This window comes from Klebsiella sp. 10982 (assembly GCF_048589245.1).
GTDB lineage: Bacteria > Pseudomonadota > Gammaproteobacteria > Enterobacterales > Enterobacteriaceae > Klebsiella > Klebsiella quasivariicola.
In genome coordinates, this window is sequence record NZ_JBMAXV010000055.1 from 1 (window position 1) to 23463 (window position 23463).

Annotated in this window: 18 protein-coding genes and 1 other annotated feature; of the genes, 7 read left to right on the forward strand and 11 right to left on the reverse strand. The window is 57.3% G+C overall.

All coding sequences use genetic code 11. The annotated features are described in order from the left end of the window. Positions 1 to 311 precede the first annotated feature (311 nt). Positions 312 to 1532, forward strand: a complete 1221-nt coding sequence (locus tag ACKLKD_RS25200; protein WP_025710705.1) for an MFS transporter — start codon at positions 312 to 314, stop codon at positions 1530 to 1532. A 225-nt stretch (positions 1533 to 1757) separates the two neighbouring features. Further along, the gene (ybaL, locus tag ACKLKD_RS25205) at positions 1758 to 3434 is read left to right on the forward strand and encodes a YbaL family putative K(+) efflux transporter (RefSeq protein WP_025710704.1); all 1677 of its coding nucleotides are present in this window, start codon (positions 1758 to 1760) and stop codon (positions 3432 to 3434) included. A gap of 35 nt (positions 3435 to 3469) precedes the next feature. Here ybaL and ACKLKD_RS25210 read toward each other — a convergent pair whose 3' ends face one another. From ACKLKD_RS25210 to ACKLKD_RS25250, 9 genes are all read right to left on the reverse strand, one after another. Continuing rightward, positions 3470 to 4774, reverse strand: coding sequence for an inosine/guanosine kinase (locus ACKLKD_RS25210; protein WP_025710703.1), 1305 nt, complete (start codon positions 4772 to 4774; stop codon positions 3470 to 3472). Between the two features lie 63 nt (positions 4775 to 4837). Then, complete coding sequence (hemH, locus tag ACKLKD_RS25215; RefSeq protein WP_080896993.1) at positions 4838 to 5800, reverse strand: ferrochelatase; 963 nt, start codon at positions 5798 to 5800, stop codon at positions 4838 to 4840. Positions 5801 to 5928: 128 nt separating this feature from the next. Beyond that, positions 5929 to 6573 carry an adenylate kinase gene (gene adk, locus ACKLKD_RS25220; RefSeq protein WP_002892184.1) on the reverse strand — a complete coding sequence of 215 codons (645 nt, stop codon included), beginning with the start codon at positions 6571 to 6573 and terminating at the stop codon, positions 5929 to 5931. A gap of 296 nt (positions 6574 to 6869) precedes the next feature. Further along, a complete protein-coding gene (gene htpG, locus ACKLKD_RS25225; RefSeq protein WP_004177228.1) occupies positions 6870 to 8744 on the reverse strand; it encodes a molecular chaperone HtpG in 1875 nt (624 codons plus the stop codon). Between the two features lie 112 nt (positions 8745 to 8856). Continuing rightward, complete coding sequence (recR, locus tag ACKLKD_RS25230) at positions 8857 to 9462, reverse strand: recombination mediator RecR (RefSeq protein ID WP_008805449.1); 606 nt, start codon at positions 9460 to 9462, stop codon at positions 8857 to 8859. Next, a complete protein-coding gene (locus ACKLKD_RS25235; protein ID WP_008805448.1) occupies positions 9462 to 9794 on the reverse strand; it encodes a YbaB/EbfC family nucleoid-associated protein in 333 nt (110 codons plus the stop codon). The genes recR and ACKLKD_RS25235 overlap by 1 nt, the downstream gene beginning before the upstream one ends. A gap of 57 nt (positions 9795 to 9851) precedes the next feature. Beyond that, positions 9852 to 11756: a DNA polymerase III subunit gamma/tau gene (dnaX, locus tag ACKLKD_RS25240; protein ID WP_025710701.1), complete on the reverse strand. Its 1905-nt coding sequence runs from the start codon at positions 11754 to 11756 to the stop codon at positions 9852 to 9854. Next, positions 10455 to 10519, reverse strand: a sequence feature (DnaX frameshifting element). It overlaps the preceding gene by 65 nt. Positions 11757 to 11848: 92 nt before the next feature. Further along, a complete protein-coding gene (gene apt / locus ACKLKD_RS25245; RefSeq protein ID WP_025710700.1) occupies positions 11849 to 12400 on the reverse strand; it encodes an adenine phosphoribosyltransferase in 552 nt (183 codons plus the stop codon). Positions 12401 to 12550: 150 nt separating this feature from the next. Then, entirely contained in the window at positions 12551 to 12928 is a 378-nt protein-coding gene (locus ACKLKD_RS25250; RefSeq protein WP_025710699.1) for a DUF454 family protein, read from the reverse strand. A gap of 69 nt (positions 12929 to 12997) precedes the next feature. On the opposite strand from ACKLKD_RS25250, the gene priC reads away from it, so the two are divergent. From priC to ACKLKD_RS25265, 3 genes are all read left to right on the forward strand, one after another. Continuing rightward, entirely contained in the window at positions 12998 to 13525 is a 528-nt protein-coding gene (gene priC / locus ACKLKD_RS25255; protein ID WP_025710698.1) for a primosomal replication protein N'', read from the forward strand. Positions 13526 to 13536: 11 nt separating this feature from the next. Then, the gene (rsmS, locus tag ACKLKD_RS25260; RefSeq protein WP_042929010.1) at positions 13537 to 13710 is read left to right on the forward strand and encodes a pleiotropic regulatory protein RsmS; all 174 of its coding nucleotides are present in this window, start codon (positions 13537 to 13539) and stop codon (positions 13708 to 13710) included. 67 nt (positions 13711 to 13777) lie between these two features. Continuing rightward, positions 13778 to 14689: an Rpn family recombination-promoting nuclease/putative transposase gene (locus tag ACKLKD_RS25265; RefSeq protein WP_025710697.1), complete on the forward strand. Its 912-nt coding sequence runs from the start codon at positions 13778 to 13780 to the stop codon at positions 14687 to 14689. 35 nt (positions 14690 to 14724) lie between these two features. On the opposite strand, the gene mscK is transcribed toward ACKLKD_RS25265, so the two are convergent. Further along, positions 14725 to 18072 (reverse strand): mechanosensitive channel MscK, encoded by a 3348-nt coding sequence (gene mscK, locus ACKLKD_RS25270; protein WP_025710696.1) that lies wholly within the window; start codon positions 18070 to 18072, stop codon positions 14725 to 14727. Between the two features lie 127 nt (positions 18073 to 18199). Further along, positions 18200 to 18850 (reverse strand): multidrug efflux transporter transcriptional repressor AcrR, encoded by a 651-nt coding sequence (acrR, locus tag ACKLKD_RS25275; protein ID WP_080896997.1) that lies wholly within the window; start codon positions 18848 to 18850, stop codon positions 18200 to 18202. A gap of 142 nt (positions 18851 to 18992) precedes the next feature. Here acrR and acrA point away from each other — a divergent pair, with 142 nt between their 5' ends. Further along, positions 18993 to 20186 (forward strand): multidrug efflux RND transporter periplasmic adaptor subunit AcrA, encoded by a 1194-nt coding sequence (gene acrA, locus ACKLKD_RS25280; protein WP_025710694.1) that lies wholly within the window; start codon positions 18993 to 18995, stop codon positions 20184 to 20186. Positions 20187 to 20208: 22 nt separating this feature from the next. Beyond that, the gene (acrB, locus tag ACKLKD_RS25285; RefSeq protein ID WP_025710693.1) at positions 20209 to 23355 is read left to right on the forward strand and encodes a multidrug efflux RND transporter permease subunit AcrB; all 3147 of its coding nucleotides are present in this window, start codon (positions 20209 to 20211) and stop codon (positions 23353 to 23355) included. Positions 23356 to 23463: the final 108 nt, after the last annotated feature.

The following is a 23463-nucleotide window of genomic DNA, read 5'->3' on the forward strand; positions in this document are numbered from 1 at the left end:
GTTTAAAATACTGCATGCTTCACTCCCTGACTTAATCCCAAGTGCCGAAAGTATAGCGAGTTAGCCGCGTTGACAAATATGTTTTCAGAATTGCGACTTCCTTCAACCCCTAAGGACAGGTATGTTAGTTGGATAATAATTCTACCCGTCATACTTCAAGTTGCATGTGCGTTGGCTTTCCTCGCTCACCCCAGTCACTTACTTGAGTAAGCTCCTGGGGATTCGCTGCGTCGCCGCCTTCCTGCAACTCGAATTATTTAGGGTATCAACCTGCATTCTCTACAACAAATAGAACTCGCTGAAGTGAACCTATGACAACCAACCAATCCGCTCAGACCTTACCCAGTACCGCTGCGCCGCCGCAAAAAGCACGCACCTCGTTTGGCATCTTAGGCGCGATCAGCCTGTCCCATTTGCTTAACGATATGATCCAGTCGCTCATTCTGGCTATCTACCCGCTGTTGCAGGCTGAGTTTTCCCTCACCTTCGTACAGATCGGGATGATCACCCTCACTTTCCAGCTTACCTCATCGCTGTTCCAGCCGGTGATTGGCTACATCACCGATAAACGCTCGATGCCGTGGTCGCTGCCGGTGGGTATGTGTTTCACCCTCTGCGGTTTAATTCTCCTGGCGCTGGCCGGGAGTTTCGGCATGGTGCTGCTGGCCGCGGCGCTGGTGGGTACCGGCTCCTCGGTTTTCCATCCGGAATCGTCCCGCGTGGCTCGGATGGCCTCCGGCGGCCGTCACGGCCTGGCCCAGTCGCTGTTCCAGGTCGGCGGCAACTTCGGCAGCTCGCTTGGCCCATTGCTGGCGGCGGTGATTATCGCTCCCTATGGCAAGGGCAACGTTGCCTGGTTCGTGCTGGCCGCGCTGTTGGCTATCGTGGTGCTGTCGCAAATCAGCCGCTGGTATGCCGCGCAGCATCGGATGAATAAGGGCAAACCGAAGCAGGTCATCGTTAATCCGCTGCCGCGTAATAAGGTTATCCTGGCCGTCAGCATCCTGTTAATGCTGATTTTCTCGAAATACTTCTATATGGCGAGCATCAGCAGCTATTACACCTTTTATCTGATGCATAAGTTCGGATTATCGGTGCAAAATGCCCAGCTTCATCTGTTTGCCTTCCTGTTCGCGGTTGCCGCCGGGACGGTAATCGGCGGGCCGGTTGGCGATAAGATCGGGCGAAAATATGTTATTTGGGGCTCTATCCTCGGCGTGGCGCCGTTTACCCTCGTTTTACCCTATGCCAGCCTTGAATGGACGGGGATTTTGACGGTGATTATTGGTTTTATCCTCGCCTCGGCCTTTTCCGCTATCCTGGTCTATGCGCAGGAGCTGCTGCCGGGCCGAATTGGCATGGTTTCTGGCCTGTTCTTCGGCTTCGCCTTTGGCATGGGTGGCCTCGGCGCCGCGGTACTTGGCCTGCTGGCGGACCATACCAGCATCGATCTGGTTTATAAAATCTGCGCCTTCCTGCCACTGCTGGGATTCCTGACGATATTTCTTCCTGATAACCGGCAAAAAGCCTGATTATCCGGCGGCCAAAGTGTAACGCTGGCCGCCGTTATCCCTTGTATCATCAGCCTGATTCAGGCATTCCCCTCGCGATTTTCCCTTCTGTGCCTTTTTATCGGCTAATTGCATTTTTTTGCACAATTCAAGAATTATTCATAAACAAAGTGAACGTTTTTGTCATAAACTATTACCCGGATAGGGTAGCAAAATGGACCGATACACCACTGGAAAGGAGACGGAATGCACCACGCAACACCGCTTATCACCACCATTGTCGGCGGCCTCGTGCTCGCCTTTATTCTCGGCATGATTGCCAATAAGCTACGTATTTCTCCTCTGGTGGGATATCTCTTAGCGGGCGTGCTGGCCGGACCTTTCACCCCTGGCTTTGTTGCTGACACCAAACTGGCACCGGAACTGGCAGAACTCGGCGTTATTCTGCTGATGTTCGGCGTTGGGCTGCATTTTTCCCTGAAAGACCTGATGGCGGTAAAGTCGATCGCCATTCCCGGCGCCATCGCCCAGATAGCCGTGGCGACGCTGCTGGGTATGGCACTCTCCGCCGCCCTCGGCTGGTCGCTGATGACCGGCATCGTCTTTGGCCTGTGTCTCTCCACCGCCAGTACCGTGGTGCTACTGCGCGCGCTGGAGGAACGGCAGCTGATTGACAGTCAGCGCGGGCAGATTGCCATCGGCTGGTTAATTGTAGAGGACCTGGTGATGGTCCTGACGCTGGTCCTGCTGCCGGCGATTGCCGGCATGGCGGAGAAAGGCAACGTCGGCTTCGCCTCTCTGGCTCTCGACCTCGGGATCACCATTGGCAAAGTGGTGGCCTTTATCGCCATCATGATGCTGGTTGGCCGTCGGCTGGTGCCATGGATCATGTCGCGCAGTGCCGCCACTGGCTCTCGCGAGCTGTTCACCCTGTCGGTGCTGGCCCTGGCGCTGGGCATCGCCTTCGGCGCCGTGGAGCTGTTTGATGTCTCCTTCGCCCTTGGCGCCTTCTTCGCCGGTATGGTGCTTAACGAATCCGAGCTGAGCCACCGCGCCGCCCATGACACCCTGCCGCTGCGCGACGCCTTCGCGGTGCTGTTCTTTGTCTCCGTCGGCATGCTGTTTGACCCGATGGTGCTCGTGCAACAGCCGCTGGCGGTGCTGGCGACGCTGGCGATTATTATCTTTGGTAAATCTGCGGCCGCCTTTTTCCTCGTGCGGATGTTTGGCCACTCGCCGCGTACCGCGCTGACCATTGCCGCCAGCCTGGCGCAGATTGGTGAGTTTGCCTTTATTCTCGCTGGCCTGGGAATGGCGCTGAACCTGCTGCCGCAGGCCGGGCAAAACCTGGTGCTGGCCGGGGCAATCATCTCGATTATGCTCAACCCGGTGCTGTTCACCCTGCTGGAAAAATATCTCGATAAAACCGAAACCCTCGACGAGCAGACGCTGGAAGAGGTCCTGGAGGATGAGAAGCAGGTGCCAGTCGATATCTGCAACCACGCGCTGCTGGTCGGCTTCGGCCGCGTCGGCAGCCTGCTGGGCGAGAAGCTGATGGCCCAGGGGATCCCGCTGGTGGTGGTTGAAACCTCGCGTACCCGCGTGGATGAGCTACGCGAGCGTGGGATCAGCGCGGTGCTGGGTAATGCCGCCAATGAAGAGATCATGGAGCTGGCGCATCTCGACTGCGCCCGCTGGCTGCTGCTGACTATCCCCAACGGCTACGAGGCCGGAGAGATTGTCGCTTCCGCACGGGAAAAATGCCCGAATATCGAGATTATCGCGCGCGCCCATTACGATGACGAAGTGGACTACATCATCGACCGCGGGGCTAATCAGGTGGTGATGGGCGAACGGGAGATTGCTCGCGCCATGCTGCAGCTTCTGGAAACACCACCCGCCGGGGAAGTGGTCACCGGCTGATGTGCGTCCCTCTCCCCGTCGGGAGAGGGGCTCGCTTAACGCTCCCAGTATGCCTCTTCCAGGCTGTCCTCACGTTCCGGCAGGCCGCGAGTTAAACGCGGCGAATGCTGGTTCAGCACCTGATAGCTCACCCGGTTGGCATATTTACACACCTGCGCCAGCGAGGAGTAGGTCAGCCATTTGCATTTGTGTTTGCTGGAGTTGGGCACGTTATTGCGATGGTAGTTATTGGCGGTGATATCATGCAGCAGCGCCGCCAGCGCGCCGTCGCCTGCGCCGTTGGTGTTCATGATTTTTTCAGGCCCGCCCATATACGGGGCGATATGCGAATAGATACGCAGCGGATTAACGCAGTCCTGATGGCGCATCGCGCGACTGAATTCAAACTGGTTAAACTCCGGGATCGCCCCCGGCAGCAGCGGATGCTGGGTTTTACGCTTCGCCTCTTCTTCGGTAAAGCCCGCCATATACAGACCCGCCGGGCCGGCGGTGCACAGCACCAGGTCGACCCAGTCCAGCGCTTTATCCGCCGCCGACAGCGGATCGGCAAGGCCAGTCAGGGCTTCCCCTTCTTCTTCATTCATCGCCAGAATAGAGACATGCTCCTGGAGGAACTGCTGCCACCACGCCGGGTTATCGGCAATCACGTATTTGGTTCCGAGGGTTAGCACCACCGGCACATCATGCTTTTTGGCATACTCGATGGCTTTCATCGTCGCGTCCGGCATCGGCTCGCCCGGCTTGCACCGTACCAGGTAGGAGGTCAGCACCAGCGCCGAGGCGCCGGCGATCACCGCTTCCGGAATGCTTTCCGGGCGCAGCTTATTCATATGACCCGGGCTGATGGCGAAGGTACGCTCGCCGCTGTCGCTGATCAGGGTAAAACAGCGGCCAATGGCGCCGTCGACGCCCTGCAGGTAATTCAGATCGGTACGGCTGGAGGTATTGCACAGGTAGCGATAGGCATAGCCGCCGATTTCGATATTGCTGCACATCACGCCAAGCAGCACCGAGCGATCGTCCGCCAGTACCGAGTAGTTGTGCATGGTATTGCCGATCGTGCCGCCGGCAAACTGATGGGTGATGAGATTGTTGCGCACCAGCTCCTGGTACAGCGCCTCCGCGACGTCATCTTCAATCACCAGCGAGTGGCCCGCGCTCAGGCCATAGCGCACGATAAACGCGTCATCCACCTTCGCTTCGATATCCACCAGCGTCTGGTCGATACCGACTACCCAGGAGACGCTGGATTCATTTTCCGGCTGTATTTGCTGGAGTAGCGGGTCGCGGGCGTTAACGGGAAAATAGTGTTTGGATTTGCGTTTACCGGGAAATTTCATAGTGGCGCTTAAATAACAGGGAACAAGCGGGAAATAGTAGCATATTCCCCGCCCTGCGCGCGATCAGCGATAAGGCGCCGTCAGATTGACCATCATTTCAATATGCGCCTCGTCAGCATTAAGCGCCGGAATATATTCATATTGCTTGCCACCCGCTTCGAGGAAAATTTCCCGGTTCTGGACGGCGATCTCTTCCAGCGTTTCGAGACAATCGGCGGCAAAGCCCGGGCACAGCACCTGGATATGCTTCGTCCCCTTTTCACCGAGCATTTTTAGCGTTTCATCGGTGTAGGGCGTCAGCCAGGGTTCGCGGCCAAAGCGCGACTGGAAGGTCATCATCACCCGCTCCGGCGGCAGCCCCAGCGCCGAGACCAGCTCCCGCGTGGTATCGCGACAGCGCTGAGGATAGTCATCCCCCTGGTTGGCATAGCGCTGCGGGATCCCATGATAGGAGAGCAGCAGCAGATCGGGTTCACCATGCACCGCGAAGGAGGCGCGCACGCTGGCCGCCAGCGCATGGATATAGTCCGGGCGATCGGCATAGTCGCGAATAAACGAGATCCCCGGAATGGCGCGTTTTTTCGCAAGGATCCGCGCCAGCTCATCCCAGACGGCGGCCACCGTCGAGCAGGAATATTGCGGATACAACGGCAGCACTACGATGTGCTCCACCCCCTGCGCCAGTAAATCATCCACCGCGCTGGCCAGCGACGGCGAACCATAGCTCATGCCCAGCGCCACCGGGGTATCCGGCAGCCTGGCGGCCAGCGCCTGCTGCTGGCGGCGGCTGTATACCATCAGCGGTGAGCCCTCCTCCATCCAGACAGACTGATAGAGCTTCGCCACGCGCGGGGAGCGAATCGGCAGTATGACGCCGCGCAGCAGCGGCCACCATAGCAGACGAGACGTATCCACCACCCGTTTGTCGCTGAGGAATTGTCGCAGATAGCGCTTCACCGCACCGGGGGTGGGCGCATCGGGAGTGCCTAAATTGGCCAGCAAGATACCTGTTTTCGTCTGATGCATTACCGCCTCTTAACCATTTGAATCGCAGCCAATTGTAGCTGAAATGGCGCTAAACGGAACCAATCATAGCAAAAGGTAGAAATGAGAGGAGTTCTCATCCTGCCGCAGCAGGATGAGAAAAGGCTGAATTAGCCGAGGATTTTTTCCAGTTCGGCGCGCACGTCAGCTACCGCTTTGGTGCCGTCGACTTTGGCGTATTTGGTGTTACCCGCCTGCGCTTCTTTGGTGTAGTAGCCGATCAGCGGCGCTGTCATCTGATGGTATTCCACCAGGCGTTTACGCACGGTCTCTTCCTGATCGTCTTTACGGGTGGTCAGCTCTTCGCCGGTCACGTCGTCTTTGCCTTCCACCTTCGGCGGATTAAATTTGATGTGGTATACGCGACCGGATGCCGCATGAACGCGACGGCCAACGATGCGGTCGACGATCAGTTCGTCCGGCACGTCGAATTCCAGCACGTAATCAACGGTAATACCCGCTTCTTTCATGGCGTCAGCCTGCGGAATGGTGCGCGGGAAGCCGTCCAGCAGGAAGCCGTTACGGCAATCTTCCTGGGCGATACGCTCTTTCACCAGCGCGATGACCAGCTCATCGGTCACCAGCTTGCCGGCGTCCATAATGTCTTTCGCTTGCTTACCGAGCTCAGAGCCGGATTTTACCGCCGCGCGCAGCATATCGCCGGTGGAGATTTGCGGAATACCGTATTTCTCCATGATGAACTGAGCCTGAGTTCCTTTACCCGCGCCCGGAGCGCCAAGCAGAATAATACGCATTACGAAAATCCCCTCAAAAGTCGATTCAATTTTTCAAAAACGCTAAACCATACCACCAGAACGGCGATGGCTCAAGGAAGGCGGTGCGGCTGAAACGGTTAATGGTGAGATATTTTACCGACAGGGAGGATTATGCCCCTCACCCCGGCCCTCTCCCCCAGGGAGAGGGAGAAAACCAGCCGCTGCCGGGACATCCCTCTCCCCCAGGGAGAGGGAGAAAACCAGCCCGGTGCCGGGACATCCCCTCTCCCTTCAGGGAGAGGGTTAGGGTGAGGGTCTCCGTTTACAGATGAAACTTACGACGCCAGCAGCTGGTTCATACGACGGATAAACTGGTTCGGATCTTCAAGCGTGCCGCGCTCGGCCAGCAGCGCCTGATCCAGCAGCAGTTCTACCCATTCGCCGAACTGCGCGTCATCCTGGGTATCGGCAGCGCGTTTCACCAGCTGATGCGCCGGGTTCAGTTCGAAGATGTATTTCACTTCCGGGGCCGCCTGGCCCGCTGCAGCGAACAGCTTCGCCATCTGCGTGCTCATCTCATCGGCATCGGTGGTAACAATCGCCGGGGTGTCGGTCAGACGATGGGTCAGACGCACCTCTTTCACCCGGTCGCCAAGCAGGTTTTTCACCCGCTCAACGAACGGCTCCAGCGCTTTTTCGGCTTCTTTGGTGGACTCGTCCACTTCATCCGCCAGCTTATCCAGCGACTCGTCGGCTTTAGCGACAGACTGGAACGCTTTGCCGTCGAACTCGGTCAGGTAGCTCATCATCCATTCGTCGATGCGATCGGAGAGCAGCAGCACTTCGATCCCTTTCTTACGCAGCAGCTCCAGATGCGGGCTGCTCTTCGCCGCCGCATAGCTGTCGGCCGTGATGTAGTAGATCTTCTCCTGGCCTTCTTTCATGCGCGAGACGTACTCTTCCAGCGACACGGTCTGCGCGGAGGAGTCAGTATGGGTAGTGGCGAAGCGCAGCAGTTTGGCGATCGCCTCCTGGTTGCTCGGATCTTCCGCCGGGCCCTCTTTCAGCACCAGGCCGAACTGTTTCCAGAAGGTCTGATATTTTTCAGCGTCGTCTTTCGCCAGCTTATCCAGCATCTGCAGCGCGCGTTTGGTCAGCGCGGTGCGCAGGTTGCGGGTCACGCTGCTGTCCTGCAGGATTTCACGCGAGACGTTCAGCGGCAGATCGTTGGAATCGATCAGACCGCGCACGAAGCGCAGGTAGTTCGGCATAAACTGCTCGGCGTCGTCCATGATGAACACACGCTGCACGTACAGCTTCAGGCCGTGTTTATGATCGCGGTTCCACATATCCCAAGGCGCCTGCGACGGGATATACAGCAGGCTGGTGTACTCCTGCTTACCTTCCACGCGGTTGTGGCTCCAGGTCAGCGGGTCGCTGTAGTCATGGGCAATGTGCTTGTAGAACTCTTTGTATTCGTCGTCGTTAACTTCAGATTTGCTGCGGGTCCACAGGGCCTGCGCCTTGTTGATTTTTTCCCAGCTGATAACGGTTTCGCCGTCTTTCTCTTCCCGTTTTTCAATCTCAACCGGCAGCGCGATATGGTCGGAATACTTGCTGATGATCGAGCGCACGCGCCAGTCGTTGAGGAAATCGTCTTCGCCTTCGCGCAGATGCAGGGTGATTTCGGTGCCGCGATCGGCTTTGGTGATATCAGCTACAGTATATTCGCCTTCGCCGGCGGATTCCCAGAACACGCCGTTTTCCGGCTTGTCGCCCGCCGCACGGGTACGCACGGTCACTTTGTCGGCAACAATGAAGGCCGAGTAGAAGCCGACGCCAAACTGGCCGATCAGCTGGCTGTCTTTCGCCTGGTCGGAACCCATCGATTCCAGAAACGCTTTGGTACCGGATTTAGCGATGGTGCCGAGATGGTCGATAACCTCTTCCCGGTTCATGCCGATACCGTTATCGGCAATGGTCAGGGTGCGGTTGTCTTTATCAAACGAAACCCGTACGCGCAGCTCGCCATCGCCCTCATACAAATCCGGCTGCGACAGCGCGCGGAAACGCAGCTTATCGGCCGCATCAGAGGCGTTGGAAATCAGCTCACGCAGAAAGATTTCTTTGTTGGAATAGAGGGAATGGATCATCAAGTGCAGAAGTTGCTTTACCTCTGACTGAAAACCACGAGTTTCTTGTCCTTTCATCTGATTCAACCTCAACAATGCCATTTTAAATGGGGTAAAAAACCGTTGAGTGGGAGATGGGGACTGCGGGGAAATTTTTCAAGCGGAGGCGGCGCTGGCCGCCTCCATTTGTTCAGAAAGTAATCTTGTGGCGACCAGCCAGCGAGTGCGACAGCGTGGTGCCGTCGACCATCTCCAGCTCGCCGCCCACCGGCACGCCGTGGGCGATTCGGCTGGCGTCAACGCCATACTGCGCGCACAGCTCCGCGATGTAGTTGGCCGTCGCCTCACCCTCAACGGTCGGGTTAGTGGCGAGGATCACCTCGGTGATCGACTCCGCCTCAAGCCGTTGCTCAAGGCGATCGAGCCCGATGTCATCAGGCCCGATGCCGTCGAGCGGCGACAGGTGCCCCATCAGCACGAAATAGCGGCCGGAATACTGCCCGGTCTGCTCAATGGCGTGGATGTCCGCCGGACTCTCCACCACGCAGATCTGGCCGTTTTCCTGGCGACGCGGGTTGCTGCAAATATTGCACACCTCCTGCTCGGTGAAGGTGCGGCAATCGGCGCAGTGGCCGATCTCCGACATCGCGCGCGTCAGCGCCTGCGCCAGGCGCATCCCGCCGCTGCGATCGCGCTGTAGCAGGGTAAACGCCATACGCTGCGCCGACTTCGGGCCAACGCCCGGCAGACAGCGCAGCGCTTCCATAAGCTGAGTTAACAGCGGACTGGTTTGCATCAGAACGGCATCTTGAAGCCTGGCGGCAGCTGCATACCGGCAGAAACAGAGGCCATCTTCTCTTTCTGGGTCTCTTCGATACGGCGCGCGGCGTCGTTAAACGCGGCAGCCACCAGATCTTCCAGCATCTCTTTATCATCTTCCAGCAGGCTTGGGTCGATTTCCACGCGGCGGCAGTTGTGTGCGCCGTTAATGGTCACTTTTACCAGACCCGCGCCGGACTCGCCGGTCACTTCCAGCTGAGCGATCTCTTCCTGCATTTTCTGCATTTTGTCTTGCATCTGCTGGGCCTGTTTCATCAGGTTACCCAGGCCGCCTTTTCCACCAAACATAGGCTTCTCTCTCAGTCAGTCATCATTAAGGGTACTGACTGCAAGTCCAACTTGCAGTCAAATGGGGCGGATACTCTCTTCATCCAGGTCCGCATCGAAGAAACGACGCAGAGTCTGAATGTTATTATCCGCAATAATCGCTTCGCGCGCCTGCGCGAGCTTCTCTTCATAAATAGCCTGCCGCCACTCCAGCGGCGTGCGCATCGCGGGATTATCGTCTTCCACGATGGTCAATTCAACCGGCGTACCGTACAACACCCCCAGCGCTTCAGCCAGCTTTTGCTGGGCGCCGGCAGAATTGAGGTGGCGCTGGCTGGGGCGCAGATGCAGGCAGACACGGCTGCCCTCCTGCTCTTTCCACGCGTTGAGCGCCACCTGCTCGACCAGCTTTGGCACCGCCAGCCGGCTCACTTCCGCCGCCCAGCTGTCGCGCTCGACCGCTTCTTCGGCGAGCTTGGCCGCCAGCTCCGGCGTTTTTTCATGCTCCAGCGCTTTTTTCAGCGCTTTTGGCGTGGCGACTTCGACTTTGGACTCTTCCACCACCGTCGTCGCCTTCCAGCGATAGGCTTCTTTCTTCGCCGGGACCTGCTCAAGCGCCGCAGCGGCCGGACGAGCCTGCACGCGCTCGGTAATCGAACTCAGTCGTTCCAGCGCAGCGTTATTCACCGGCCGCGCGCGGGAAGCGGCTGCCGGTTCACTCTTTTTTGGGGTGGTTGCTCCCTGACTGCGCTGCAGGTGGCTGCGGGCCGCCAGCACCTGGCTGGTGGTCGGCGGCAAACTCTGCGCCGACGGTGGCGGTGCTGCGGGGGCAACTGGCTGGCGCGGCACGGGCGCAGCGGCCTGTACCGGCTGCACTTCCGGCTCTGGCAGCGGCTTACGCGGATGAAACGCCAGGGCACGCAGCAGCGTCATTTCGACGCCCATCCTCCGATCCGGCGCATAAGGCAGCTCTTTGCGGCCTATCAACAGCGTCTGGTAGTACAACTGAACGTCGCCCGGCGGTACGGTCCGCGCCAGTTCGCGCATCCGCACTTCGACAGCGGCCATGTCCGCGCCCAGCGCCGAAGGTGACAGCTGAACCATGGCTATGCGGTGCAGCAGGCTCTGCATCTCCACCAGCAGCGCCTCCCATTCGACGCCGCGCGCGGCGGCGTCATTGACACCCGCCATCACCCGCTCGCCGTCGGCGGCGACCAGCGCTTCAATCAGCGACAATGCCTGATCGTCATCGAGCGTACCGAGCATGGCACTCACCGATGCCGCTGTCAGTTGCCCTTCTCCACTGGCAATCGCCTGATCGGTCAGGCTTAAGGCATCGCGCAGGCTACCGTCAGCCGCCCGCGACAACAGCTGTAGCGCGCGGGGCTCAAAGGCAATCTGCTCCTGGCCAAGAATATGCTCCAGCTGATGGCGGATCTGTTCAACGTCCAGCGCCTTCAGGTGGAACTGCAGGCAGCGGGATAAGATCGTCACCGGCAGCTTCTGCGGATCCGTCGTCGCCAGCAGGAATTTGACGTGCGCTGGCGGCTCCTCCAGCGTTTTTAATAACGCATTGAAGCTGTGGCGCGACAGCATATGGACTTCGTCGATGAGATAGACCTTAAAGCGGCCCCGGGCCGGCGCGTACTGGACGTTATCCAGCAGATCGCGGGTATCTTCGACTTTGGTTCGCGAGGCGGCGTCAATCTCAATCAGATCGACAAAACGCCCTTGTTCAATTTCCCGGCAGTTATCGCACACGCCGCAAGGGGTGGCGGTGATGCCGGATTCACAGTTTAACCCTTTCGCCAGCAGGCGGGCGATGGAGGTCTTACCGACCCCGCGGGTACCGGAAAAAAGATAAGCGTGGTGAATGCGCCCTAACGACAAGCCGTTCGCCAGTGCGGTCAGCACATGTTCCTGGCCGACGACGTCAGCAAAGGTTTGTGGGCGCCATTTACGGGCTAAGACCTGATAACTCATGGGCTGGCTCTGAAACGCTGGAAGGTGAAATCACGAAGGGGTCATGCTATCACAGCCCCGCCCGATCGGCGAGGCTATGTGGAGGGATTTGCTTAGTGGCCCGGGAACGGCACCAGGCTGTAGCAGTGGATCCCCAGCTTTTCCAGGCGCTGTTCGCCGCCCAGATCGAAGAGGTTGATAATGAAAGCGGCATCGTGTACTTCGCCGCCAAGACGGCGGATCAGTTTGACCGTCGCGTCGATGGTGCCGCCGGTCGCCAGCAGATCGTCCACCACCAGCACTTTGTCGCCCGGTTTAATGGCGTCAACGTGGATCTCCAGCTGATCGGTGCCGTACTCCAGTTCATAGCTCTCGGCAATGGTTTCACGCGGCAACTTACGCGGCTTGCGTACCGGAACAAAGCCTACGCCCAGCGCCAGCGCAACCGGTGCGCCGAACAGGAAGCCACGCGCTTCGGTCCCCACCACTTTGGTGATGCCGGCGTTTTTATAACGCTCGGTCAGCAGTTCAATGCTAAGCGCGTAGGCTTTTGGGTCTTCCAGTAAGCTGGTGACATCGCGGAAAAGGATGCCCGGTTTCGGATAATCCTGGACGCTTTGGATGCTGTTCTTCAGATATTCAAGCTGCTGTGCAGTTGCGGTCATAAGTGTATGCCTGATTGAAACGGTGTTACCCACGGGCGTGCAAAATGGGCCAAAGAAACATTTGCTTAACCTTTGACCAGGCTTACCCGCGCTCGAAAACGCCAGAATTTACTGGCTGTTGGCAACAATTGCAACAGGCATTATTGCGCATCAGTGCTTTTGTTGCTTTGCGTCAACCACCGGAATGCGCCACATAAAGATCAGCAGACAGGCCAGAATGACCAACAGCATGATGCGCACCCACGTAAGCTTAACCAGCCATAGCGAAATAGCAAAAGTCACCACGATCATCGCAATAGCGCGCGGTTTGGCGCCGCGAGGCATGGCACGATACTGTTGCCAGTGGCGAAGATAGCCGCCAAACCAGGAGCGATACAGCAGCCACTGGTGAAAGCGCGGCGATGAGCGGGCAAAGCACCAGGCGGCAAGCAGGATAAACGGCGTCGTCGGCAGCAGGGGTAAGAAGATCCCCAGCGTACCCAGCGCTACCGCCATCCAGCCGATAATGGTTAAAATAACAGGTGGCATAATGCGAATCGTTATCAAACAGATGAGGCTACTGTAGCACAGTTGGCTGGAAGGGAATGGAGAGGTGTGGTGAAAACAGCTCAACTTTTACAAACGCTGAACGATCAGCTCAGCGAGCTGGCCGCGCTGGTGGCGCCGCTGGCGGAGCACGCGACCCTGAGCCCGCGCTTTGACCGTCAGCTCTTTCATACCCGCAGCACGCTGATGCAGGACTATCTGGCGGAAGCCCGGCAAAATTTTTCCCAGCTGAGACAGGCCGTTGAGCGCCAGCAGCTGCCGCAGGTGGCCTGGATTGCCGAGCGTCTGGCGGCGCAAATCGCCGCGTTGAGACGGGAAACCGCGACCTGGTCCTTGCGTAGTTGGGATGATGCTTCGCCAACGCTGAGCCGCTGGCAACGCCGCCGTCTGCAGCATCAGGAGTATGAGCGCCGCCTGCTGGCGATGCGCGACCAACGTCAGAAGCTGTTGACGCAGACAACCAGCCTTGAGGAGCAGCAGCGGCTGGCCAGAGAAGCCGACGTCTACAACGGCCGGCTGGCGCGCTGCCGACAGGCGCTGGACAAGATTGAAAACGTACTGGCGCGGCTGACGCGCTGACAGGAGAGGCAATGTCACTGGAAAATGCATCCGATGAGGTCAAACTGGCCGTCGATTTAATCATGTTGCTGGAATCGCATCAGATCCCGGCGCAAACCGTGCTGGCCGCGCTGGAAATTGTCCGGCGGGATTATGCAAACAAGTTAAAGAACGTGGAAAGCGGGTCGCAATCTCCTGAGAAGTAGGATGTTGCCTCCGGCGGAGTGCTGGCAGAGTGGTCCTCTGAGCATGACGCTAATGGAGGCAATATTTATGGAAAAAGTCAGTCAAACCCCACACGACGCGGTTTTTCGCCAGATGTTAATGCATCAGGCGATCGCGAAAGATTTTTTGCAGCTGTATCTGCCCGCGCCGTTTCTGGCGATCTGCGAACTGGATTCGCTGCAGCTGGTTTCCGGTAGCTTTGTTGAAGAGGACCTGCGCGCCAGCTATTCCGATATCCTTTACTCACTGCGCACACATCACGGAGCGGGCTATGTTTACGCTCTGATTGAGCACCAGAGCACGCCGGACAAGTTGATGGCGTTTCGCCTGCTGCGCTATGCGCTGGCCGCCATGCAGCGTCATCTTGACGCCGGCCACGACACGCTGCCGCTGGTAGTGCCGATTTTGTTTTATCACGGCAAAGTTAGCCCCTGGCCCTGGGCCCGAAACTGGCAACAGCTATTCGTCGATCCGACGCTGGCGAAGGCGCTCTATAGCGATGATTTTCCGCTGGTGGACCTCACCGTAATGCCAGATAATCAGATCGTCCGTCATCGGCGGATGGCCATGCTGGAGCTACTGCAAAAGCATATCCGCCATCGCGATTTGGCCGAGCTGCAGGTGCCGTTGATTGCGCTGATGACCCAAGGCTATCTGACAGAAGCGCAGCTGAATACGCTGCTGCGCTATATGTTGCAGGCGGGAACCACGGAACATCCGGGGGCGCTGATCCGCACGCTGGCGGCGCAGTCGCCCAGGCATAAGGAGCTAATGATGACCATTGCCGAATGGCTGGAAGAGAAAGGCCGTAAACAGGGGCAGCAGGAGGGAGAGCAGGAAGGTCGAGAAGCCGCCACTCGCAGCATCGCCGCCAGAATGCTGGCGCGCGGCCTCGAACGTCAAACCGTGCAGGAACTCACCGGACTCAGCGACGAGGAACTCGCCGCGCTGGCGCCCTGAGGCAGCGGGGGCGGCTTTGCACCGCCCCACTTTCGTTAAGATGCAACGGAGGGCGCCAGATCGTCGCCTTTCCCGTCCCGCTTCACTTCCGTGACTTCATCACCTTTTTCATTGCGCAGATGAACTTCCAGCTGGTTAAAGGCAATGTTGATGTCATTCTCCCGGCACAGGCGGTCAATGGCGCGGTTGAGTTCATCCACGGTGTAGCTGCGATCGCGCAGTTCACGAACATACAAACGCAGTTCATGATCCAGCGTACTGGCCCCAAAGGTAGTGAAGAAGACCGATGGCGCCGGCTCCTGCATCACTTTCGGGTGATCGTGTGCGGCCTTCAGCAGCACCTCTTTCACCTTATCCAGATCTGAGCCATAGGCGACGCCAAGGCGGATCACCACGCGAGTCACAGTGTCGGAGAGCGACCAGTTGATCAAGCGCTCGGTAACAAACGCTTTGTTCGGGATGATCACCTCTTTGCGATCAAAATCGGTGATGGTAGTGGCGCGAATACGGATTTTGCTTACCGTCCCCGAGAAGGTCCCGATAGTCACCGTATCCCCAATGCGCACCGGACGTTCGAACAGAATAATCAGGCCGGAGACGAAGTTACCGAAGATCTCCTGCAAACCAAAACCTAAACCAACCGACAGGGCAGCCGCCAGCCATTGCAGTTTATCCCAGGAGACGCCCAGCGCCCCGAATACCGTCATCGCGCCGATAGCGATAATCGCATAGTTGAGAATAGTGGTGATGGCGTAGGAGGTTCCCTGACGCATGTTGAGCCGCGACAGAACCAGCACCTCCAGCAATCCCGGCAGGTTGCGGATTAGCGCCCAGGCGACCATTGACGCCACAATAGCGAACAACAGGCTGCCCATCGTGACGCTGCGCACCACGCTGGCCCCCGCTTCGGTGCCGTTGTAGTGCCAGAGGGTAATGCTGTCGAGGTAGGCGAAAACGGTGATCAAATCAGACCAAATCGCCCAGAACATCACCGCGAACAGCGCGACCATCACCAGCATGGTGATGCGCAGCGTCTGCTGGTTGACCTGCTCGAGAGCGATGGTCGGCTCCTCCTGCGGCTCGGCGCCTTCCGCACCTTCCTTCACCAGGTGCTGACGGCGTGCCAGCGCCCGGCGCCAGGCGATACGCCGCGCCGCCACGCTCAGGCCGCGCAGCACGGTCTGGTAAAGCAGGTTCCAGATCATCACCAGATAGACGGTCTCGATCCAGCGTCCCGCCAGACGCAGCGTGGTGTAGAAGTAGCCGGTCGCCGTCAGCACCATCAGGGCTACCGGGACGATAGACAACACCGTGATCGTCAGCAGGCGCAGGCTGTGCGACTCTTTATCACGCCAGCTTTCCCGGCACATCGGCCAGACCAGCACCGCGATCAGCAGCAGATTGAAGAAAATCACAAACTGCCCCAGCACGTCGTCCATCAGGTTCAACGGCGACAGCTCGGAAATCACCGACCAGAAATTCAGCGGCAGCAGCGCCAGGCTAACGCGCACAATCTGCCGCCGCCAGTGGCTGGTCAACTGCGCAGGCATATTGAAGTGGCTGACCGCGACGCCGTTTTTTTCCAGGACTTTCCAGCAAAGGCCAAAGATCAGCCAGAACATCGCCAGTTTTTTACTGTAGGCCCACAGCAATGCGCTGATATTTAACTGCATGGTAAGTAAGATCAGGCCAATCGCCAAAATCACCAGCACGACCGGTAAGGCCCTGATCAGGTCGATAAGGATTGCCTTTGGCGTATGCAGCTGGGTATCGTTGCGCAGCTGCCCCACCTGGGAAGCAAGCTTAGCCTGATAATCCTTGAGCCACTGCAGGCGCCAGCGGATCAGGCCGGCAATCAACAGCAGCGGTAAACCCGCCAGGAAAGCGATGAACACCGCAGGCCACGCTTTTTCCCAGTTCACGGTGATTTTCATCGCCTTAAACTGACCTTTCAGCGCTTCCGGGAAGGCCTTAATCCACTCCCAGTCCATCGGTTTATTACTGTTTACCCAGAAAATTTGCTGGGTCAGAATTTCCTTCAGGCTGCTCGAGACGCTCATCAGCTGTTGCTGGTTGATCTGCAGATTGATGGCCATCATCAGCTGGTTCCCCAGCTGTTTGTTGAACTGGTCGAGCAGTTCACGACGCATATCGATCACTTCCAGCAGCGCGTCGTGCACTTCATCGTTTACTTCGCTGCTGTGCCCCTCTTCCAGTTTGGCGACAAAGGCATCGCTCTGGAACAGCGCGTCGCGCTGCTGGTTCACCTCAAACTGTTCGAGGCGCAGGTCGGCGATACGGTTCGTCATATCCTGCAGTTCGTCCGCCGACGGTAATGTTTGTTGCTGCTGGTAAAGAATGCGCGACAGTAGCAGGCTCCCCCGCAGAACAGAAATTTGCTCTTTGATATCTCGCTCAGACTGCAGCGCACGGTCGAGCCAGTTCTTCACCTGAATATTGCGCTGTACCAGTTGATTGCCATTTTCTGTCGCCTGGATCAGCTTCTCGCTGAGCTGATGGTTAATATCCAGCTCTTGTTTGACCAGCGGATTGGCCTGAATGCGCGCCGTTTCATCCGGGGTCACCGCCTCCTGGGCCGTTTTTTCGGTCAGCGTCAGCCGCTTGCTGTTTACCGCCTCCTGCAGCAGCTGCAGCTGATGCTCCAGCCGGTTGCTCCAGGCGGTGACGTAGTCACGCTGTTTCTGCAGGGTATCCTGCAGGACGGTGTTGCCTTCAAGGCTCTTACGCTGCTGTTCGATCTGCGCGTTGAGCAATGCCTGCTGGGCCAGGAGCAGCGATTGCTGGGAGGGACGCAAGGTCTCCTCCCCCACCGAGGTGCCATTCAGTCGATTGCGGATCTGCTGCAGCTGCTGAGAGGCGCTGTACATGGCGTTCTGCACCCGTTCTGGTTGCGTTTGCAGAGAGACCAGTTGACTGTTGTAGGTCGCCAAATCGTTTTGCGCATTCTGCAGATCGTCCAGCGTCTGGGTGACGCGCGACTCCAGTTGCCGCAAAGAGAGCGTACTCAGCGTTTTGCGCGTGGCGTCATCGTTAGGAACGTCGCTCAAATTGTTAAGGTTATCTACCGCCTGGCGCAGCTTCGCTGGCGCCTGCTCGACCTGCTGGCGCAGCTGCGTCGTCTCGCTTTTGACTCGCTCGATTTTATCCAGCGTTTCCAGCGTTTGGGTCAAATCCTGCTGGACCAGTTTGTCCTGCGGCGTCAGTTCTTTTTGTTTATTTAACGTGTTGAGCTGGCTCTGCACGTCCGCCCGGTCAGGAATGTCCGCGGCGCGGGCCTGGCCTGAGCTGAAAAAGCCCATGAAACAGAACAGAGTGATGATAAAGATGAACGTGGCGCGTTGCCTGGAGATCGTGTGCAGCATAGTAATATGAATGAATGCAAATGCCGGAGTATACCGGGGGTCGTCGCAAGCGCGCAGAATAGCACTTCTCTTCCCTGACGAATAGCGGCGGACGGCGCTAAAAATTCACGTCCATCCGCACACGCTACTACGCGGACAGACTCTCCGGGCCACGTAGCGTAGGACAGTATTGATACATTTCCAGCAGAATCGCGACATAGTCACGCGCCTCCGCATGCAGGTCGAACGAGTCGGGGGCAAACAACCAGTTTTCCATCAGTCCAGAGAGATAGCTGCGCATTAACACGGCCGCCCGCCGGGTGAGCAAATTAGCGGGCAACAGCTTCGCGGCGATGCACTCTTTTAAGGTCTGCTCGATACGCTCATAGCTCGCCAGGGAGAGTTGCCGCTGGGCCTGCTGCACCACGGTCATCTCACCGACAAATTCACATTTATGAAAGATAATCTCCATCATCAACCGGCGGCGCTCTTCTGTCACCGTCGCTTCAAGAACATAGACTAATATCTCCCTGATAACTGAGAGTGGATCGTTAGGGAATTTTGCCCGATACTCAGTTTCGAGATCGCTAATACTGGCGTCTGACAGCTCCCAAATTTCATTGAATAGATCTGACTTATTCTTGAAATGCCAGTAGATAGCTCCCCTCGTTACACCTGCAGCTTTTGCAATTGTTGCCAACGAGGTAGATGATACGCCTTGCTGCGAAAACAGACGCAGAGCAACATCCAGAATCAGTTGCCGGGTCTCACGTGCCTGTTGTTTGGTTTTTCGTGCCATAGGTTAATGACTTTACAGAGGTTACGTTTACATACATTTGTGAATGTATGTACCATAGCATGACCATAATAGAAAGACTGTAGTGGGTTTGTGGTTGTTTGAGCCACTGAACATTTTGAAATTGGACACTCGAGGTTTACATATGAACAAAAACAGAGGGTTAACGCCTCTGGCGGTCGTTCTGATGCTCTCAGGCAGCTTAGCGCTAACAGGATGTGACGACAAACCGGCTCAACAGGGAGCCCAGCATATGCCGGAAGTCGGTATTGTGACGCTCAAATCCGCACCTCTACAAATAACCACCGAACTGCCAGGCCGCACCAGCGCCTATCGCATTGCGGAAGTCCGTCCTCAGGTCAGTGGCATTATTTTGAAACGTAACTTCGTTGAAGGTAGCGATATCCAGGCCGGCGTCTCCCTGTATCAGATCGATCCCGCCACCTATCAGGCCAGCTATGACAGCGCCAAAGGCGACCTGGCAAAAGCCCAGGCGGCGGCGAACATGGATCAACTGACGGTCAAGCGTTATCAGAAACTGTTAGGCACTAAATATATCAGTCAACAAGACTACGATACCGCCGTTGCGACAGCACAGCAGAGCAATGCGGCCGTGGTGGCAGCAAAAGCGGCTGTTGAAACCGCGCGCATCAATCTGGCCTACACCAAAGTCACTTCACCTATTAGCGGCCGTATTGGTAAATCCGCCGTGACCGAAGGGGCGCTGGTGCAGAATGGTCAGTCGACCGCGCTGGCAACCGTTCAGCAACTGGACCCGATCTATGTTGACGTCACCCAGTCGAGCAACGATTTCCTGCGCCTGAAACAGGAGCTGGCCGACGGCCGCCTGAAACAGGAAAACGGTAAAGCTAAAGTCGAGCTGGTGACTAACGACGGTGTTAAATACCCGCAGGGCGGTACGCTGGAATTCTCGGATGTGACTGTCGATCAGACCACTGGTTCTATCACATTGCGCGCTATTTTCCCGAACCCGGACCACACCCTGTTACCTGGGATGTTTGTGCGTGCGCGGCTGGAAGAAGGTGTCAACCCTGACGCACTGCTTGTGCCGCAGCAGGGTGTGACCCGTACTCCTCGTGGCGACGCCAGCGTCATGGTGGTAGGCGAAGGCGATAAAGTCGAAGTTCGCCAGGTCACCGCTACCCAGGCTATTGGCGATAAATGGCTGGTGACAGAAGGTCTGAAAACCGGCGATCGCGTTATCGTCACCGGCCTGCAAAAAATCAAACCAGGCGTGCAGGTAAAAGCGCAGGAAGTAGCTTCTGATGACAAACAGCAAGCCGCAGGCAACGCGCCATCAGAACAAACCAAGTCTTAACTTAAACAGGAGCCGTTAAGACATGCCTAATTTCTTTATCGATCGCCCCATATTTGCATGGGTGATCGCCATCATCATCATGCTGGCTGGGGGATTGTCGATCCTCAAATTGCCGGTAGCGCAATATCCGACGATTGCGCCGCCAGCAATTTCCATTACCGCCATGTACCCCGGTGCTGACGCCGAAACCGTGCAGAACACCGTGACTCAGGTTATCGAACAGAATATGAACGGTATCGACCACCTGATGTACATGTCCTCAAATGGCGACTCCACCGGTACGGCGACCATCACCCTGACCTTCGAATCCGGCACCGATCCGGATATCGCCCAGGTCCAGGTACAGAACAAGCTGGCGCTGGCGACGCCCCTGCTGCCACAAGAAGTACAGCAGCAAGGGATTAGCGTTGAGAAAGCGTCCAGCAGCTTCCTGATGGTTGTCGGCGTTATTAACACCAACGGCACCATGAACCAGGACGATATTTCGGACTACGTGGCGGCCAACATGAAGGACCCGATCAGCCGTACCAGCGGCGTCGGTGACGTTCAGCTGTTCGGTTCCCAGTACGCGATGCGTATCTGGATGGACCCGAACAAACTGAACAACTTCCAGCTGACGCCGGTGGACGTGATCAGCGCGCTGAAAGCGCAGAACGCCCAGGTGGCCGCGGGTCAGTTAGGCGGTACGCCGCCGGTAAAAGGCCAGCAGCTTAACGCCTCGATCATCGCGCAAACCCGTCTGACCAATACCGAAGAGTTTGGCAACATTCTGCTGAAGGTGAACCAGGACGGTTCCCAGGTTCGTCTGCGTGATGTCGCCAAAATTGAACTGGGCGGCGAAAGCTATGATGTGGTGGCGAAGTTTAACGGCCAGCCGGCATCCGGTCTGGGTATTAAACTGGCTACCGGCGCGAACGCGCTAGATACCGCCAACGCTATCCGCGCTGAACTGGCGAAGATGGAGCCGTTTTTCCCATCGGGCCTGAAAATCGTTTACCCGTACGACACCACCCCGTTCGTGAAAATCTCTATTCACGAAGTGGTTAAAACGCTGGTGGAAGCGATCATCCTGGTGTTCCTGGTTATGTATCTGTTCCTGCAGAACTTCCGCGCCACGCTGATCCCAACCATCGCGGTACCGGTAGTCCTGTTAGGTACCTTTGCGGTCCTGGCGGCATTCGGCTTCTCAATAAACACCCTGACGATGTTCGGGATGGTACTCGCCATCGGCCTGTTGGTGGATGACGCCATCGTGGTGGTCGAGAACGTCGAGCGTGTAATGGCGGAAGAAGGCCTGCCGCCGAAAGAAGCAACACGTAAATCGATGGGGCAGATTCAGGGCGCGCTGGTCGGTATCGCCATGGTGCTGTCGGCGGTATTTATCCCAATGGCATTCTTCGGCGGTTCAACCGGGGCTATCTATCGTCAGTTCTCCATCACCATCGTTTCCGCGATGGCGCTGTCGGTACTGGTAGCGTTGATCCTGACGCCGGCGCTGTGCGCCACGATGCTGAAACCTATTCAGAAAGGCAGCCATGGCGCAACCACCGGTTTCTTCGGCTGGTTTAACCGCATGTTCGATAAGAGCACGCACCATTACACCGATAGCGTAGGCAACATTCTGCGCAGCACCGGTCGTTATCTGCTGCTGTATCTGATCATCGTAGTAGGCATGGCCTGGCTGTTCGTGCGTCTGCCGAGCTCCTTCCTGCCGGACGAGGACCAGGGGGTATTCCTGAGTATGGCGCAGTTGCCTGCTGGCGCGACCCAGGAACGTACGCAGAAAGTGCTGGATGAGATGACGAACTACTATCTCACCAAAGAGAAGGATAACGTGGAATCCGTGTTTGCGGTTAACGGCTTCGGTTTCGCCGGTCGTGGCCAGAACACCGGTATCGCGTTCGTCTCGCTGAAAGACTGGAGCCAGCGTCCGGGCGAGGAAAACAAAGTTGAAGCGATTACCGGCCGGGCGATGGGCTACTTCTCGCAGATTAAAGATGCGATGGTGTTCGCCTTTAACCTGCCGGCTATCGTTGAACTGGGTACCGCGACCGGCTTTGACTTCCAGCTCATTGACCAGGGCGGTCTGGGCCACGAAAAACTGACTCAAGCGCGTAACCAGCTGTTTGGCATGGTGGCTCAGCACCCTGACGTGCTGACCGGCGTGCGTCCTAACGGCCTGGAAGATACGCCGCAGTTCAAAGTCGATATCGATCAGGAAAAAGCCCAGGCGCTGGGCGTCTCCATCAGCGACATCAACACCACGCTGGGCGCGGCCTGGGGCGGAAGCTATGTCAACGACTTTATCGACCGCGGTCGCGTGAAAAAAGTGTACATCATGTCTGAAGCGAAATACCGTATGCTGCCGGAAGACATCGGCAAGTGGTATGTTCGCGGTAGTGATGGCCAGATGGTGCCGTTCTCCGCCTTCTCGACCTCGCGTTGGGAATACGGCTCGCCGCGTCTGGAACGTTACAACGGTCTGCCATCGCTGGAAATTCTCGGCCAGGCAGCGCCAGGCAAGAGTACCGGTGAAGCGATGGCGCTGATGGAAGAGCTGGCGGGTAAGCTGCCATCAGGTATCGGCTACGACTGGACCGGGATGTCTTATCAGGAACGACTGTCCGGCAACCAGGCCCCTGCCCTGTATGCCATCTCGCTGATTGTCGTCTTCCTGTGTCTGGCGGCCCTGTACGAGAGCTGGTCGATTCCATTCTCGGTTATGCTGGTTGTACCGTTGGGTGTGGTCGGTGCGCTGTTAGCCGCCACCTTCCGCGGGTTAACCAATGACGTTTACTTCCAGGTGGGTCTGCTGACGACCATCGGCCTGTCGGCGAAGAACGCGATATTGATCGTTGAATTCGCCAAAGACCTGATGGAGAAAGAAGGCAAAGGGCTGATTGAGGCGACGCTTGAAGCAGTACGTATGCGTCTGCGTCCAATCCTGATGACCTCCCTGGCGTTTATCCTCGGGGTAATGCCGTTGGTTATCAGCTCCGGTGCCGGCTCCGGCGCGCAGAACGCCGTTGGTACAGGCGTAATGGGCGGGATGGTGACCGCGACGATTCTGGCCATCTTCTTCGTGCCGGTGTTCTTCGTGGTGGTTCGCCGCCGCTTTAGCAAGAAATCGGAAGATATTGAGCACAGCCATCAGGTTGAGCATCATTAATCATCAATCCTGAACAAAGGGCCGCCATCGCGGCCCTTTTTTTGTCTGCCTGCCACAGGGCACATATTGCCATTGTTTATTTTTCGTGCTGCATTTAATATATATATA

Excerpts from the sequence above, each read along its gene's own strand:
- ACKLKD_RS25200 (WP_025710705.1), top strand. The coding sequence starts at position 312 with ATGACAACCAACCAATCCGCTCAGACCTTACCCAGTACCGCTGCGCCG.
- ybaL (WP_025710704.1), top strand. The coding sequence starts at position 1,758 with ATGCACCACGCAACACCGCTTATCACCACCATTGTCGGCGGCCTCGTG.
- ACKLKD_RS25210 (WP_025710703.1), bottom strand. The coding sequence starts at position 4,774 with ATGAAATTTCCCGGTAAACGCAAATCCAAACACTATTTTCCCGTTAAC.
- hemH (WP_080896993.1), bottom strand. The coding sequence starts at position 5,800 with ATGCATCAGACGAAAACAGGTATCTTGCTGGCCAATTTAGGCACTCCC.
- adk (WP_002892184.1), bottom strand. The coding sequence starts at position 6,573 with ATGCGTATTATTCTGCTTGGCGCTCCGGGCGCGGGTAAAGGAACTCAG.
- htpG (WP_004177228.1), bottom strand. The coding sequence starts at position 8,744 with ATGAAAGGACAAGAAACTCGTGGTTTTCAGTCAGAGGTAAAGCAACTT.
- recR (WP_008805449.1), bottom strand. The coding sequence starts at position 9,462 with ATGCAAACCAGTCCGCTGTTAACTCAGCTTATGGAAGCGCTGCGCTGT.
- ACKLKD_RS25235 (WP_008805448.1), bottom strand. The coding sequence starts at position 9,794 with ATGTTTGGTGGAAAAGGCGGCCTGGGTAACCTGATGAAACAGGCCCAG.
- dnaX (WP_025710701.1), bottom strand. The coding sequence starts at position 11,756 with ATGAGTTATCAGGTCTTAGCCCGTAAATGGCGCCCACAAACCTTTGCT.
- apt (WP_025710700.1), bottom strand. The coding sequence starts at position 12,400 with ATGACCGCAACTGCACAGCAGCTTGAATATCTGAAGAACAGCATCCAA.
- ACKLKD_RS25250 (WP_025710699.1), bottom strand. The coding sequence starts at position 12,928 with ATGCCACCTGTTATTTTAACCATTATCGGCTGGATGGCGGTAGCGCTG.
- rsmS (WP_042929010.1), top strand. The coding sequence starts at position 13,537 with ATGTCACTGGAAAATGCATCCGATGAGGTCAAACTGGCCGTCGATTTA.
- ACKLKD_RS25265 (WP_025710697.1), top strand. The coding sequence starts at position 13,778 with ATGGAAAAAGTCAGTCAAACCCCACACGACGCGGTTTTTCGCCAGATG.
- mscK (WP_025710696.1), bottom strand. The coding sequence starts at position 18,072 with ATGCTGCACACGATCTCCAGGCAACGCGCCACGTTCATCTTTATCATC.
- acrR (WP_080896997.1), bottom strand. The coding sequence starts at position 18,850 with ATGGCACGAAAAACCAAACAACAGGCACGTGAGACCCGGCAACTGATT.
- acrA (WP_025710694.1), top strand. The coding sequence starts at position 18,993 with ATGAACAAAAACAGAGGGTTAACGCCTCTGGCGGTCGTTCTGATGCTC.
- acrB (WP_025710693.1), top strand. The coding sequence starts at position 20,209 with ATGCCTAATTTCTTTATCGATCGCCCCATATTTGCATGGGTGATCGCC.